We start from the raw sequence: 13,624 nt of genomic DNA, 5'->3' as shown, positions 1-13,624 counted from the left end.
GGGCCTGCCCTAGACGCGCTTGACGAACTCCGCAACGAGCGAGGCGAACTCTTCGGGACGCTCGACGGCGCTGAGGTGGGCCGTCTCCAGGGTCGCCAGCTCAGCACCGGAGATGGTGTTGCAGATCACCTCCGACATCGCGGGCGGCGTGGCTTCGTCGTGCACGCCGGCGATCACCAGCGCCGGGCAGGCCACCTGCGGGTTGCTGCCGCTGAAGTCGATGCGCGCCACGGCGTCGCAGCCGGCCGCGTAGGTCTTCGGGTCCATCGCTTCGAGCACGCCGCGCATGCGCCGCATGCGCAGCGCGCCGTTCGCGCTCTCGCGCCAGGGCCGGGTGAACCAACGCGGCATCACGGTTTCAGCGATCGCCGACATGCCGAGATTGAGCGCCGTTTCCTGGCGCGAGCGCCACATGCCGCGGAAGGTCTCGTCGTAGTGGCTCGACGAATTGGCCACCACGATGCTGGAAACGAGCTGCGGCTCCTGCGCGGCGATCTGTTGCGCGACCATGCCGCCCAGGGACAGCCCCACGAAGTGCACGCTGTCCTGCGCTTCGCGCTGCAGCAGCGTGGCCGCATCGTCGGCAAGATCTTCGATGGAGCACGGGCCGGCAACGGCTTCCGATCGGCCGTGCCCACGGTGATCGAAGCGCAGCACGGTGAACTCGCGCGCGAGCTGCGCCGCGACTTCATCCCACATCGACAGGTCGCACCCCAGCGCGTGGCTCAGGACGATCATGGGGCCGCGGCCCTCTTTGATGTAATTTAGTTGTGGCATCGGCACGATTTATACAGTGGATCGCGGCCGGCGGCCGTTGACCGCGGTCAGGTGCCGCCTTCCCCGGTGACCGGAAGGATGGTGCCGGTGACAGCTGGAACACACCGGTGAGGCGAGGTGCTTCTCCTCGAGCGGCGGCTCGGGCTGCGCCGCGCGCCCGCCTGCACCGCCCTATCCCCGTGCCGCGCGCGGCTGGACGGTCGATCTAGGCGATGGGGTAGCGGCAAGCCTTCGACTACGCACCCGATGCCGCGCTGGCCGCCTTGGTCACGAGGTACCTGCGCACCTCCGCCACCTGGTGACCCGCATGGTGCACGGCATCGCGCAACTGGTCGGCACTCACGTCGAAGACGCGGCACCAGTACGCCACTTCCATGGTGCGCGTCAGGTCGATGAGCTGCTCACGGTTGCTTTGCGCGGATTGTTCCATGCCGGTTCCTTGCGTTGGTTGCATTCAGACTGCCGCGTGACTCCATGAGTTCCGCATCGCAGCACCATTCAACCGGCCAGGTCCTGCAAGCGCTGCGGATCGACCGGCTTGGTCCAGTGTTCGTCGAAGCCCGCTTCCTCAGCCATGCGCTTGTCCTGCTCCTGGCCCCAGCCGGTGAGCGCGATCAGCCGCGGCTGCGCCAGCCCGGGCAAGGCGCGGATGCGGCGCGCGGCCTCGTAGCCATTGATGTCCGGCAGGCCGATGTCGAGCAGGACGATGTCCGGCTGCAGCCGCGAGACGGCCTCCACCGCGGACAGCCCGTCATGGGCCACTTCGGCTGCGCTGCCCATCATGCGGATCAGCTCGGCCAGCGTGTCGGCGGCGTCGTGGTTGTCGTCGACGACCAGGATCATCCTGGACTGCCGCTGCGGCTGCGCGGCCTGCTGCATCACAGGCTCGGGGACCCGCCCGGGCGCCGGCGTGGAGGCCGGATGGGCCTGCGGCGCGGGGGCCGGCGCCGCCGCCCGCGGGAGTTCCACGATGAACTCGCTGCCCTGGCCATGTCCCGCGCTGCGCGCCTCCACGTTGCCGCCATGCAGGCGCACCAGCGCCTGCACCAGCGACAGGCCGATGCCCAGCCCGCCCTCGGTGCGGTGCGCCGGATGGGTGACCTGCGTGAACAGCGTAAAGATCTGGTCCAGTTTTTCCGGCGCGATGCCCGAGCCGTTGTCGCGCACGCGCACGATCGCCCGCTGCGGCTCGCGCTCGACGTCGATCTCGATGCGCCCGCCGGCCGGCGTGTACTTCGCGGCGTTGTTGAGCAGGTTGGAAAACACCTGTCCCAGCCGCACCGGGTCGGCGATCAGCTCGATCGGCTCGTCAGGCAGGCGCAGCACGAGCTCATGCTGCGCGCGATCGATGTGCGGCCGACTGGTCTCGACCGCGCCGCGCACCGCATCCAGCAGGTCGGTGCGGCGCTTCTTGAGTTCGATCTTCCCGGTCGTGATCCGGGACACGTCCAGCAGGTCGTCCACCAGGCGCGCGAGCTGGGCCACCTGCCGCTCGATCATCCCGGCGATGTCGCGCACGCGTGCCGGGTCGTCGGGTTGCACCTTGATGATGGCCAGCCCGTTCCACACCGGGGCCAGCGGGTTGCGCAGTTCATGCGCCAGGGTGGCCAGGAAGATGTCCTTGGCCCGGTCCGACTCCTGCAAGGTACTCAGCAGCTTGGCATTCTCTATGGCCACCGCCGCGCGGCGCGCCAGATCCTCGGCCAGCTCGAGGTCTTCATCGGTATAGCGCCGCGGGTTTTCGGCAGCCACGAAGGAGATTACGCCGAAGGTCTTCCCGTGAGTGCTCAGCGGCACGCCGAGGTAGGAGCGCAACCCCAGCATGCGCACGGTGCCTGCGTCGTCGCGACCCTGGAGGGAATGCTCCAGCATCTCCGGGGTCACGTTCTCGATGCGCAGCGACCTGCCGGTGCGAATCACGGTCCACGCCCCGGCATTCACGGAAGGCGACCGCGGCCCCGTGCGCAGGTTGGCCGCCTTGGCCGCCCTTTCCCTGGCCGGGTCCACATGCGCGAGCGACACGCGGTCGAGCTCGCCGCTGGGGGTCAGGATTTCCACCGAACACCAATCCCCGAAGCGCGGCAGCGACAGGTGCGCGATCTTGTCCATGGTGCTCTGATAGTCGGTGAGGCTGGCCAATTCGGCGCTCGCCTGCGCGAGGTAGCGCAGGTCCTCGAGCGCGGCGTTGAGGCGAGCCTGGCTCGCCTCGAGGTGCTCGTTCAGCTCATGGACGCGGGCGGCACTAAGCCTTTGCTCGGTACGGTCGCGCAGGATCTTGACGTAGCCGCGCAGGGCACCGCCCTCGTGCTCCAGCGGCATGAGCTCGCCCGAGGCCCAGAAACGATCGCCGCCCTTGCGCACGTGCCAGCGTTCGTCGGTGGCGCGGCCCGCCCGGCGCGCCTGCTCGAACTCGCGCTCGACCACGCCGGCCGCCGCGTCCTCGGGCGTGAAGATCCGGTGGATGGGTTGCCCAAGGGCTTCCTCCTGGTCCCAGCCCAGCAGGCGCCGCGCGCCTTCGTTCCAGGCCGTCACGCGACCTTGGGTGTCGCAGCTGATGATGCCGTAGTCGACCGCGCTTTCCACCAGCTGCCGGTAGTGACCCTCGGGCTCGCGCATGGCTGTGTTGGCTTGATCCGTCGACATGCCGAATTGGAGTTTTCGGCACCTAGCGTAGCCGAAACAGCTGGCATGTTGGCCCCCGGCGCCGTGCGATTGGCGCGCGAAAGGCACCTCATCCGTGGCCAGGGCGCGCCGCAGCGTTCAGGAGGTCGAGGCAGGGATGGGCTTGAGTGGCGGCACGACGTCGCCGTTCTGCGCCCGCTGGCGCAGGGCATGGTCCATGACCACCAGCGCCAGCATGGCCTCGGCGATGGGCGTGGCGCGGATGCCGACGCAGGGGTCATGGCGGCCCTTGGTCACGACCTCGACCGGTTCGCCTCGCACGTCGATGGATTCGCGCGGGCTCAGGATGGAACTGGTCGGCTTGATCGCGATGGACACTTCCAGGTCCTGGCCGCTGCTGATGCCGCCCAGCACGCCGCCCGCGTTGTTGCTGAGGAAGCCCTGCGGGGTCGGCGAATCGCCGTGCACGGTGCCGCGCTGGGCGACGCTGGCGAAACCGGCGCCGATCTCCACGCCCTTGACGGCGTTGATCCCCATCATGGCGTAGGCGATGTCGGCATCGAGCTTGTCGAACAGCGGCTCGCCCAGCCCGGCGGGCACGCCGCTGGCGCTGACCCGGATGCGCGCGCCGCAGGAATCGCCCGCCTTGCGCAGGCGGTCCATGTAGTTTTCCAGCTGCGACACGTCGGCGGCCGGCGCAAAGAAGGGATTGCGAGCGACGTGGTCCCAGCTCTCGAACGGGATGGCGATCTCGCCGATCTGCGTCATGCAGCCGCGAAACTGCGTGCCGTACTTCAGCGCCAGCCATTTCTTGGCCACCGCGCCAGCGGCGACCATGGGCGCCGTCAGCCGCGCCGAGGCCCGCCCGCCGCCGCGCGGGTCGCGCAGGCCGTATTTCTGCAGGTAGGTGTAGTCGGCATGGCCGGGACGGAAGGTCTGGGCGATCTCCGAGTAGTCCTTGCTGCGCTGGTCGGTGTTGCGGATCAGCAGGCAGATCGGCGTACCGGTGGTCTGGCCCTCGAACACGCCGGAAAGGATCTCGACCTTGTCCTCTTCCTGGCGTTGGGTGACATGGCGGCTGGTGCCGGGCCGGCGCCGGTCCAGATCAGGCTGGATGTCGGCTTCCGACAGCGCCATGCCGGGCGGGCAGCCGTCGATCACGCAGCCGATCGCGGGTCCGTGGGATTCGCCGAAGTTGGTGACGGCAAAGAGAGTGCCGAAAGTGTTGCCGCTCATGGGGGCGATTATCCGACACCCGCCAAGCGGCGCCCCGGCGGGCGCTGGGGGATGCTAAAGCGTTGGCAGGCCCTAGAGCGTGGTGCTGGGCTGCGAATCGTCGGCGGCCGGCCAGTCGCGGATGTAGGCCTTGAGCATCCGGTTCTCGAAGTTCTGGCTGTCGACCACCGCCCTGGCCACGTCGTAAAAACTGATCACGCCCATCAGCATGCGGCGATCCATCACCGGCATGTAGCGCGCATGGCGCTCCAGCATCATGCGGCGCACTTCGTCCAGTTCGGTTTCGGAGGTGCAGGTGAGCGGATGGTCGTCCATCGCGCTGCGGATCAGCGTGTTGCCGACGCTTCCGCCGTTCTTGACGATGCACACGATCACCTCGCGGAAGGTGAGCATGCCCACCAGGTCACCGTGGTCCATGACGACCAGCGAACCGATGTCCTTGTCAGCCATGACCTCGACGGCGCGGGCGAGCGGCTCGTCCGGCGTCACCGTATAGAGCGCGTTGCCCTTCACACGCAGGATGTCGCTGACTTTCATGGACCGTCTCCTCAAGCACCGGCGAATGCCGTTGCGGCCAATATAGCCCACAATGCAGGACAGTACCAAGAGAAGAGAGGAGACAGCCCGTGCCCGGCTACACCGACCCCGGCTTCGACACGCTGGCGCTGCATGCCGGCGCTGCGCCCGACCCGACCACGGGGGCGCGCGCGGTGCCCATCCACCTGACCACATCCTTCGTGTTCGAGTCCAGCGACCACGCCGCCGCGCTGTTCAACCTCGAGCGCTCCGGCCATGTGTACTCGCGCATCAGCAACCCGACCAATGCGGTGCTGGAGCAGCGCGTGGCCGCGCTCGAGGGCGGCATCGGCGCGATCGCGACTGCCAGCGGCCAGGCGGCGCTGCACCTGTGCATCGCCACCCTCATGGGCGCGGGCTCGCACATTGTTGCCAGCACGGCCCTGTACGGCGGCTCGCAGAACCTGCTGGCCTACACGCTGCGGCGCTTCGGCATCGCCACCACCTTCGTCAAGCCCGGCGATATCGACGGCTGGCGCGCGGCGATCCGGCCTGAAACGCGGCTGCTCTTCGGCGAAACGGTAGGCAACCCGGGGCTGGATGTGCTGGACATTCCCACCGTGAGCGCCATCGCCCACGAAGCCGGGCTGCCGCTGCTGGTGGACTCCACCTTCACCACGCCCTACCTCATGCGTCCCTTCGACCTGGGCGCGGACCTGATCTACCACTCTGCGACCAAGTTCCTGTCGGGCCACGGCACCGTCATCGGCGGCCTGGTGGTGGACGCCGGCAGCTTCGACTGGGAGCGCTCGGGCCGGTTCGCCGAACTGACGGCCCCCTACGCCGGCTTCCACGACATGGTGTTCAGCGAGGAGTCGACCGTCGGCGCCTTCCTGCTGCGGGCGCGCCGCGAAGGGCTGCGCGACTTCGGCGCCTGCATGAGCCCGCACACCGCCTGGGTGATCCTGCAAGGCATCGAAACCCTGCCCCTGCGCATGCAGCGGCACATGAGCAACACGGCCCGGGTCGTGGAGTTCCTGGCCGCCCATCCTTTCGTCGAACGCGTGGGCCACCCCATGCTGGAATCGCATCCCAGCCACAAGCTGGCGCAGAAGCTCCTATCCAAGGGTGCCGGCTCGGTCTTCAGCTTCGACCTCAAGGGCAACCGCGAGCAGGGCAAGAAATTCATCGAGACGCTCAAGCTCTTCAGCCACCTGGCCAACGTGGGCGACTGCCGCTCGCTGGTGATCCATCCGGCCAGCACCACGCATTTCCGGATGAGCGACGAGGCGCTTGCCGCCGGCGGCATCACGCAGGGCACCATCCGCCTGTCGATCGGGTTGGAAGACCCGGACGACCTGATCGATGACCTGAAGCGGGCGCTGAAGGCGGCCGAGAAGGCGAGCTGACGACATGGAACTGCTCGTCAACGGCCACAAGACCTTCTGCTACACCGGCGGCAAGCCCTTCGATCCGGCCAAGCCCACCGCGGTGTTCATCCACGGCGTGCTCAATGACCACAGCGTCTGGGTGCTGCAGACGCGCTATTTCGCGCACCACGGCTGGAACGTGCTGGCGCCGGACCTGCCGGGCCACTGCCGCAGCGCCGGCGAGCCGCCGCGCTCGGTGCAGGAGGCCGCCGATTTCGTGATCGCCCTGCTCGACGCCGCCGGCGTGAAACAGGCCAGCCTGGTGGGCCACAGCTTCGGCTCCCTGACCGCCATGGAAGCGGCGGCCCGCGCGCCCGAACGCGTGAGGCAGCTCGCGATGGTGGGCACGGCCTACCCGATGAAGGTGTCGCCGGCCCTGCTGGAGACCTCCCTCAACGATCCCATGAAGGCGATCGAGATGGACAACGTCTTCTCGCACTCGACGCTGGCGCCCCCGCCTTCGGCGCTGGGCCCCGGGACATGGATCTACGGCGTCTCGCGCGCGCTCAAGAAGCGCGTGCTCGCGAGCAACCGAGAGGTCAACCTGTTCCACCGCGGCTTCAAGGCCTGCGACGACTACCGCGGTGGCGAGGAGGCCATGGCCCGCGTGCGCTGCCCGGTGCTGTTCATCCTGGGCCGCAAGGATTCGATGACGATGCCGCGCATGGCCGCCTCGCTGCAGGCGAAAGCGGCCGACCATCGCACCGTGCTGGTGGACGGCGGCCACCAGATGATGGCGGAGGCGCCGGACGAAACGCTGGCGGCGCTCAAGGGCTTCCTCAAGGCATGAGCGTCAAGGCATCCGCGATCACCCCGCCGATCAGCGAGGGCCGCGCGCGCGAGATCGCTCAATCCTTCGACCTGCGCGCGCTGCCGCCGGATTTCTACGCCAATCCCTACCCGGTGTATGCGCAACTGCGGCGCGACGACCCGGTAAAGCGGCTGCCGGACGGCTCGTACTTCCTCACCCGCTATGCGGACCTGCTGGCGGTGTACCGCGACGCGCACACCTTCAGCTCCGACAAGAAAGTGGAGTTCACGCCCAAGTACGGGCCGGGCTCCCCGCTGCTGGAGCACCACACCACCAGCCTGGTGTTCAACGATCCGCCGCTGCATACGCGCGTGCGCCAGCTGATCATGGGCGCGCTCACCCGCCGTGCCATCGCCGGGATGGAGGCGGGTCTGGTCACGCTGGTCGACACCCTGCTCGACCGGATGGCCGCGCAGGGCGGCGGCGACCTGATCGAGGATTTCGCCGCCGCCATCCCGGTGGAGATCATCGGCAACCTGCTGGGCGTGCCGCAGGAGGACCGCGGGCCGCTGCGCGGCTGGTCGCTCGCGATCCTGGGCGCGCTGGAGCCGCGGCTGACGCCCGAGCAGCAGGCGCGCGGCAACCAGAGCGTGCTGGAGATGCTGGACTACCTGCGCGGGCTGGTGGCGCAGCGCCGGGCGCGCCCGGGCGATCCCGAGCACGACGTGCTCACGCGCCTGATCCAGGGCGACGGCAGGGAGCAGCTGAGCGAAATCGAACTGCTGCAGAACTGCATCTTCATCCTCAATGCGGGGCACGAGACCACCACCAACCTGATCGGCAATGCGCTGGTCGCCCTACAGGAGTGGCCGAAGCAGAAGGCCGGGCTGGCCGGGCTGATCCGCTCACACGGCGCCGACCCGGCGGCGCAGGAGCCTTTCATGGCGGCGGCAGTGGACGAGTTCCTGCGCTTCGAGTCCTCGAACCAGCTCGGCAACCGGCGGGCGCTGCGCGCCTGCGAGGTCGGCGGCGTGGCCCTGGAGTCGGGCGCGCTGGTGACCCTGTGCATAGGCGCGGCCAATCGCGATCCGGCGCAGTTCGCCGACCCGGACGTGCTCGACCTGGCGCGCCAGAACAACCGCCACCTGGCCTTCGGCTTCGGCACCCACCAGTGCGCGGGCCTGAGCCTGGCGCGGCTGGAGGGCCGCATCGCGATCGGCCGCTTCCTTGCGCGCTTCCCCGGCTACGCGCTGACGGCGCCGCCCACCCGCGGCGGGCGGGCGCGCTTTCGCGGGTTCCTCAAGGCGCCTTTCGCAACGTAGTCCGCTGAATCAGCGGACTATCATAGGCTGCCGGGCGGCGGCGACTCGAACAGCCGGTGCAGCCGCACCCGGTCCAGCTTCGCGTTGCCCATGCGCGGCAGTTGGTCCAGGAAGATGACCCGCGCGCCTGTCGTCGCCCCGAGCTCGAGCCCGGCGCCGAGGCGGCGGCGCACCAGTTCCCGGTCGGGGACATCGCGCGCCACCAGGGCGATGCCCAAGGTCGTCTCGCCGCCGTCGAGATTGACCGCGAGCACGGCGCAATCATCGGCGCCGGTGATCTCGCGCACCTGCGCTTCCACCGCGGCGGCCGCGATCTTGAGGCCGCCGGCCACGATCAGGTCGTCATGGCGCCCAGCCAGGCGCAGCACGCGCGGCGCCACCAGGCTGCCCCAGTCGCCGGAGTAGAACCAGCCGTCGCGGAAGGCCGCGGCCGAGGCCTCCGGCTCGCCGAGGTAACCACTGGCCATGCCCGGCGTGCGCACGGCGATGATCCCCAGTTGCCCCTGCGGAAGCTCCTGGCCCGCCTCGTCCACGATCCGGAGGTCCACGCCGGCGCTGACGACGCCGCACCCGCTGGCGTCGAGGTCCTCGCAGATCCCCGTCACCTCGTTGGCGCCGTAGCGGCTGGCCACGTGCCCGCCGAAGACCCGGGCGGCGCGCTCGCGCAGGCGCGGCGAGACGAAGCCGCCCACCGTGCCGACCTGCACGGGCCGCCGGGACACGTGGCCCGGCGGCATCGCCCCGAGGATCTCCTCCAGCAGCGCCGGCAAGGCGAGCACATGGGTGATCTCGCTGGCGGCGACGGTGGCGTGCGGAATGCTGAACACGGCGGCGCCCATCCGCAGGCAGGCGCTGCTGCGCGCGAACACGGCATTCATCACCAGCGGCCCGGCCACCAGCAGCCGCGTCTCGGGCCGGTAGCCGCCGTTGTCGGCGCCGGACCGGACCCAGTGTTCCTGCGCTTGCCGCGCCAGCAGCATGAATTTCGAGCGGCCGGACGAGCCGGAGGTGCGCGAAATGCGCTGCGGTTCATGCAGCGGCAGCGCGATGCGCGGAACGCTCCCCGCGGTGTCCGCCTGCGCAATGCGCGCCACGAAGCCACGGTCCAGCAGCACGAAGCGGACCGGCGCCGGCACGTCCTGCGGCGCATCGCTGAACACCCAATCGACCAGGCCGAACAAGGCCCGGGCGTCCGGGTCGTCCTGGGCGAGGAAGGAGGTGGTGACGGCGCCCAGGTTCTCCGCGGCGATCAGCAGCAGCAGGCCCGCCTGCAGTCCGCTGGTGCCGACCGCCACGCGCTGGCCCGGGGCGACGCCCAGGTCGCGCAGCACGCCGATCGCCCGCAGCAGGTCCCGGTACAGGGCCTGGTAGGACCAGCGCATGTCGCCCTGCACCAGCGCCAGCCGATGCGGCTCGCGCAGCGCGATCGTCTCGATGAACTCGAAGGTATTGGGGGCCGGCCGGCCGGCGGCTGCCATCACAGCGCGTCTTTCAGCGTCATCACGCCGAGACGGCTGCTGCGCCACAAGCCGGCGGTGACCGGCGACTGCGGCAGCAGCAACCGCTCGACCAGGGGCGCCAGCGGCGTGGCGCCGGTGTCGGCCAAGAGCAGGAAGCGCGTGCGCTCCTCGTCCTGGACTTCGTTCAGGCGGCCCACCCAATCGAGCGCCATCAGCGCTTCCAGCACCGGCTCCAGTTGCAGCTCTTCGACGCGAAGGGTGCCGGACAGCTGCTCCGCGGTGAGTCCGTGACCGGGCAGCTGCCTCGCGTCCTCGAGCGCCCGCAGCACCTCCAGCGCCAGCTCGAAGCGCGACGACGCGCCCCCGTCCGGCCTGTGCCGGCCCGCGAGCAGGCTTGGCAGGTAGGCGGCGATCACCGCGCCCCACAGCACGATCAGCCAGGCGATGTAGATCCACACCAGCAGGATCGGCACGGTGGCGAAGGCGCCGTACACGACCGAATAGGTGGGCACCTTGCCCAGGTACAGGGCAAGCAGCCGGCGCGCCAGTTCGATGCCCAGGGCCGCGAACAGCGCGCCGGACCAGGCATGCGCCCAGCGCACCGGCGTGTTCGGCACGAAGCGGTACAGGGCCGCCAGCCCGGTGGCCAGCAGGAAGAACTCGATGACGTCGAACAGCAGCTGCACGCCGCCCGGCACCGCCGCGACCACCCCGCGCGAGGCGGCGATCACGTTGGATGTCAGGCTGAGCGAAGCGCCGAGCAGCAGGGGCCCGAGCGTCATCGCGGCCCAGTAGACCAGCATGCGCTGGCCGAAGGGGCGCTTCCGCTTCACCCGCCAGATGCCATTGAGCGTGCGGTCGATCGTCATCACCAGCGCCAGCGCGGTGAGAAAGAGAAGGGCCAGGCCCACGGCGCCGAGGCGGTTGGCCTTGCCCGCGAACTGGGTCACGTAGCCGAGCACCTGGCGCGCGATCGCGTCCGGGATCAGGCTTTGCACCAGCCAGGTCTGCAGCGCCGTCTGCAGCTTGCCGAACATCGGGAAGGCCGTGAAGATGGACAGCGCCACCGCGACCAAGGGCACCAGCGCCATCGTGGTGGTGAAGGTGAGGCTGCTGGCCGTCAGGCCCAGGCGGTCCTCGCGGAAGCGCTCGAGCAGGGTCAGCCCGGTGGTCTTCCACGGAAAGCGCTTGAGTTCTTCGAGGAGCTGGCGGATGGGCATCGGCCGCTATGATGCCATCGCATATGCAAGACAGCGCCCCGATCGCCGCCATTCCTTCGCCCACCGTCGCTGCGACGCGCTGGGTGGCGGTGGGCAGCCTGCTGGCGCTGATCGTTCTCGGCCTGGCCTGGGAACTGTGGCTGGCGCCACTGCGGCCCGGGGGCTCCTGGCTGGTGCTGAAGGTCCTGCCGCTTTGCCTGCCGCTGTCCGGCCTGCTGCGCCGGCGCATGTACACCTACCGCTGGTTGAGCCTGATGGTCTGGATCTATTTCACCGAAGGCGTGGTGCGCGCGACCAGCGACACCGGGCTCTCGGCCAAGCTGGCCGGGGTCGAGGTCTTCCTGTGCCTGCTGTTGTTCACCGCCTGCGTCGTCCACGTCCGCACACGCCTGAAGAAGGCCGCGCCTGCATCATGAGCCAACTCGTCGAGCGCCTTCGCGCCATCGTCGGCCCCGCCAACGTCATGACCGAGGGCGACCTGGGCGCCTGGGAGCAGGACTGGCGCAAGCGCGTGCGCGGCAAGGCTTTCGCCGTGGTGCGGCCGGGCTCCACCGCGGAAGTGGCCCAGGTGGTGAAGGCCTGCGTCGAGGCCGGCCACAGCATCGTGCCGCAGGGCGGCAACACCGGCCTGGTGGTCGGCTCCACGCCGGACGCCTCCGGGCAGCAGGTCGTCCTGAGCCTGGCGCGCATGAGCGCGGTACGCGAGACCGACGCCGACAACCTCACCATGACGGTGGAAGCCGGCTGCATCCTGCAGGCGGTGCAGGAAGCCGCGCAGTCGGCCGGCCTGTTCTTCCCCCTGAGCCTGGCGGCCGAGGGCAGCTGCACCATCGGCGGCAACCTGGCGACCAATGCCGGCGGCACGCAGGTGGTGCGCTACGGCAACGCGCGCGAGCTGTGCCTGGGCCTGGAAGTCGTCACCGCGCAGGGCGAGGTGTGGAACGGCCTCACGGGCCTGCGCAAGGACAACACCGGCTACGACCTGCGCGACCTGTTCATCGGCTGCGAGGGCACGCTGGGCGTGATCACGGCGGCGACCCTGAAGCTGTACCCACCGCCTTCGGCCACCCTCACCGCCTGGGCCGCCGTGCCCAGCGTCGAGCACGCGGTGCGGCTGCTGGCGCTGGCGCACCGACATCTCGGCGCCGGCCTGACCGGCTTCGAGATGATGGGCCAGTTCGCCCTCGGCCTGGTGGCCCGGCACTTCACGCAGATGCGGGTGCCGTTCGGCGAGAGCTCGCCCTATGGCGTGCTGCTGGAGAACTCCGACCACGAGTCGGAACTGCATGCGCGCTCGCAGTTCGAGCGGCTGCTCGAAGCCGCGCTCGAAGACGGCTGCATCACCGACGCGGTGGTGGCCGAAAACCTGACGCAGGCGCGCCAGCTCTGGCACATCCGCGAAAGCATCCCGCTGGCGCAGGCCGAAGAAGGCCTGAACATCAAGCACGACATCTCGGTGCCGGTGTCGCGCATTCCGGCTTTCTGCCGCGAGACGGACGCGCTGCTGGCGCGCGAGCTCCCGGGCGTGCGCCTGGTCAACTTCGGGCACCTGGGCGACGGCAACCTGCACTACAACGTGCAGGCGCCCGAGGGCGCCGATTCAGCCGCCTTCCTGCGCGACCAGGAAGAACGGATCAACGGCCTGGTCTACGACCAGGTGAACCGTTTCGCCGGCTCGATCTCGGCGGAGCACGGAGTCGGCTCGCTGAAGGTGGAGAAGCTGCCGCACTACAAGTCGCCGGTGGCCCTGGACCTGATGCGAAGCCTCAAGCGGGCGCTGGACCCGCAGAACGTGCTGAATCCCGGGCGGGTCGTCGAGCTCTGAGCTATTCCGTCTCCCGCTGGCGGGATCAGTCCTCCATGCCCTTCAGCAGCTGCGGATTCTTGCGCAGCAGCGCGATGTTCCCGCGCGTTTCGGCCGGATAGGACGCCAGCAGTTCCGCGCCCTTCTTCTTGTCCATGGACGACTCCATCATCAGGTAGAAGCCGGCCTGGAACAGGGCCAGGGTGGTGAGCGCGTAGCTGCGGCTGGTCATGCCGTGCTTGGCCAGGATCGGCTTGACGCCGGGCGTGGCGTCCAGCTCCTTGACCAGTTCGTCGGTGGTCATGCCGTCCTTGTCGCCGCCATCGTCCTTCTTCTTGATGGATTTCTTCAAATCCAGGCTGGCGGCCTTGTACTTCTGGAGCATGTCCACGGTAAGCGCGTGGCGCTGGAAGTCGGACTGGGCGAAGGCCGGCGAGGCCGCCAGACCGAGGGCAAGCAGGAAGGTGGCGATCAGGCGATTCATGG

The 13,624-nt window shown here is 69.3% G+C and carries 13 protein-coding genes; 5 read left to right on the top strand and 8 right to left on the bottom strand.

From position 1 onward, the window contains the following. Positions 1-9: 9 nt before the first annotated feature. From UC35_RS19040 to UC35_RS19020, 5 genes are all read right to left on the bottom strand, one after another. Positions 10-777 carry an alpha/beta fold hydrolase gene (locus UC35_RS19040; RefSeq protein ID WP_061502494.1) on the bottom strand — a complete coding sequence of 256 codons (768 nt, stop codon included), beginning with the start codon at positions 775-777 and terminating at the stop codon, positions 10-12. Positions 778-1,012: 235 nt separating this feature from the next. Then, complete coding sequence (locus UC35_RS19035) at positions 1,013-1,207, bottom strand: DUF3606 domain-containing protein (RefSeq protein WP_061502492.1); 195 nt, start codon at positions 1,205-1,207, stop codon at positions 1,013-1,015. Positions 1,208-1,275: 68 nt separating this feature from the next. Further along, a complete protein-coding gene (locus UC35_RS19030) occupies positions 1,276-3,420 on the bottom strand; it encodes an ATP-binding protein (protein WP_061502490.1) in 2,145 nt (714 codons plus the stop codon). Between the two features lie 117 nt (positions 3,421-3,537). Then, positions 3,538-4,635 (bottom strand): chorismate synthase, encoded by a 1,098-nt coding sequence (aroC, locus tag UC35_RS19025; RefSeq protein WP_061502487.1) that lies wholly within the window; start codon positions 4,633-4,635, stop codon positions 3,538-3,540. Between the two features lie 72 nt (positions 4,636-4,707). After that, the gene (locus UC35_RS19020; RefSeq protein WP_061502485.1) at positions 4,708-5,172 is read right to left on the bottom strand and encodes a CBS domain-containing protein; all 465 of its coding nucleotides are present in this window, start codon (positions 5,170-5,172) and stop codon (positions 4,708-4,710) included. A gap of 89 nt (positions 5,173-5,261) precedes the next feature. Here UC35_RS19020 and UC35_RS19015 point away from each other — a divergent pair, with 89 nt between their 5' ends. The 3 genes from UC35_RS19015 to UC35_RS19005 are packed head-to-tail and all read left to right on the top strand — an operon-like array spanning position 5,262 to position 8,654. Next, positions 5,262-6,560, top strand: coding sequence for an O-acetylhomoserine aminocarboxypropyltransferase (locus UC35_RS19015; protein WP_061502483.1), 1,299 nt, complete (start codon positions 5,262-5,264; stop codon positions 6,558-6,560). 4 nt (positions 6,561-6,564) lie between these two features. Then, positions 6,565-7,371 (top strand): alpha/beta fold hydrolase, encoded by an 807-nt coding sequence (locus tag UC35_RS19010; RefSeq protein ID WP_061502482.1) that lies wholly within the window; start codon positions 6,565-6,567, stop codon positions 7,369-7,371. Further along, on the top strand, positions 7,368-8,654 hold the full coding sequence (locus UC35_RS19005) for a cytochrome P450 (RefSeq protein WP_061502479.1): 1,287 nt from the start codon (positions 7,368-7,370) through the stop codon (positions 8,652-8,654). The genes UC35_RS19010 and UC35_RS19005 overlap by 4 nt, the downstream gene beginning before the upstream one ends. Before the next feature lie 20 nt (positions 8,655-8,674). Here the strand turns inward: UC35_RS19005 and UC35_RS19000 are convergent, their stop codons facing one another. Further along, positions 8,675-10,132 (bottom strand): class I adenylate-forming enzyme family protein, encoded by a 1,458-nt coding sequence (locus UC35_RS19000; protein WP_061502477.1) that lies wholly within the window; start codon positions 10,130-10,132, stop codon positions 8,675-8,677. Then, on the bottom strand, positions 10,132-11,334 hold the full coding sequence (locus UC35_RS18995) for a YihY family inner membrane protein (protein ID WP_061502476.1): 1,203 nt from the start codon (positions 11,332-11,334) through the stop codon (positions 10,132-10,134). The genes UC35_RS19000 and UC35_RS18995 overlap by 1 nt, the downstream gene beginning before the upstream one ends. 23 nt (positions 11,335-11,357) lie before the next feature. Between UC35_RS18995 and UC35_RS18990 the strand changes: the two genes are divergently transcribed. Then, a complete protein-coding gene (locus UC35_RS18990) occupies positions 11,358-11,750 on the top strand; it encodes a DUF2069 domain-containing protein (protein WP_061502474.1) in 393 nt (130 codons plus the stop codon). Further along, positions 11,747-13,159: an FAD-binding oxidoreductase gene (locus tag UC35_RS18985; RefSeq protein ID WP_061502471.1), complete on the top strand. Its 1,413-nt coding sequence runs from the start codon at positions 11,747-11,749 to the stop codon at positions 13,157-13,159. The genes UC35_RS18990 and UC35_RS18985 overlap by 4 nt, the downstream gene beginning before the upstream one ends. 25 nt (positions 13,160-13,184) lie before the next feature. On the opposite strand, the gene UC35_RS18980 is transcribed toward UC35_RS18985, so the two are convergent. Beyond that, on the bottom strand, positions 13,185-13,622 hold the full coding sequence (locus UC35_RS18980) for a hypothetical protein (RefSeq protein WP_061502470.1): 438 nt from the start codon (positions 13,620-13,622) through the stop codon (positions 13,185-13,187). Between the last annotated feature and the right edge of the window lie 2 nt (positions 13,623-13,624).

It is taken from the genome of Ramlibacter tataouinensis, from assembly GCF_001580455.1.
In the GTDB taxonomy this organism is placed as follows: Bacteria; Pseudomonadota; Gammaproteobacteria; order Burkholderiales; family Burkholderiaceae_C; genus Ramlibacter; species Ramlibacter tataouinensis_B.
This window is presented reverse-complemented; position numbering and strand designations above follow the sequence as displayed.

Coding starts and splice junctions, on each gene's coding strand:
- UC35_RS19040 (WP_061502494.1), bottom strand. CDS start 777: ATGCCACAACTAAATTACATCAAAGAGGGCCGCGGCCCCATGATCGTC.
- UC35_RS19035 (WP_061502492.1), bottom strand. CDS start 1,207: ATGGAACAATCCGCGCAAAGCAACCGTGAGCAGCTCATCGACCTGACG.
- UC35_RS19030 (WP_061502490.1), bottom strand. CDS start 3,420: ATGTCGACGGATCAAGCCAACACAGCCATGCGCGAGCCCGAGGGTCAC.
- aroC (WP_061502487.1), bottom strand. CDS start 4,635: ATGAGCGGCAACACTTTCGGCACTCTCTTTGCCGTCACCAACTTCGGC.
- UC35_RS19020 (WP_061502485.1), bottom strand. CDS start 5,172: ATGAAAGTCAGCGACATCCTGCGTGTGAAGGGCAACGCGCTCTATACG.
- UC35_RS19010 (WP_061502482.1), top strand. CDS start 6,565: ATGGAACTGCTCGTCAACGGCCACAAGACCTTCTGCTACACCGGCGGC.
- UC35_RS19005 (WP_061502479.1), top strand. CDS start 7,368: ATGAGCGTCAAGGCATCCGCGATCACCCCGCCGATCAGCGAGGGCCGC.
- UC35_RS19000 (WP_061502477.1), bottom strand. CDS start 10,132: ATGGCAGCCGCCGGCCGGCCGGCCCCCAATACCTTCGAGTTCATCGAG.
- UC35_RS18995 (WP_061502476.1), bottom strand. CDS start 11,334: ATGCCCATCCGCCAGCTCCTCGAAGAACTCAAGCGCTTTCCGTGGAAG.
- UC35_RS18990 (WP_061502474.1), top strand. CDS start 11,358: ATGCAAGACAGCGCCCCGATCGCCGCCATTCCTTCGCCCACCGTCGCT.
- UC35_RS18985 (WP_061502471.1), top strand. CDS start 11,747: ATGAGCCAACTCGTCGAGCGCCTTCGCGCCATCGTCGGCCCCGCCAAC.
- UC35_RS18980 (WP_061502470.1), bottom strand. CDS start 13,622: ATGAATCGCCTGATCGCCACCTTCCTGCTTGCCCTCGGTCTGGCGGCC.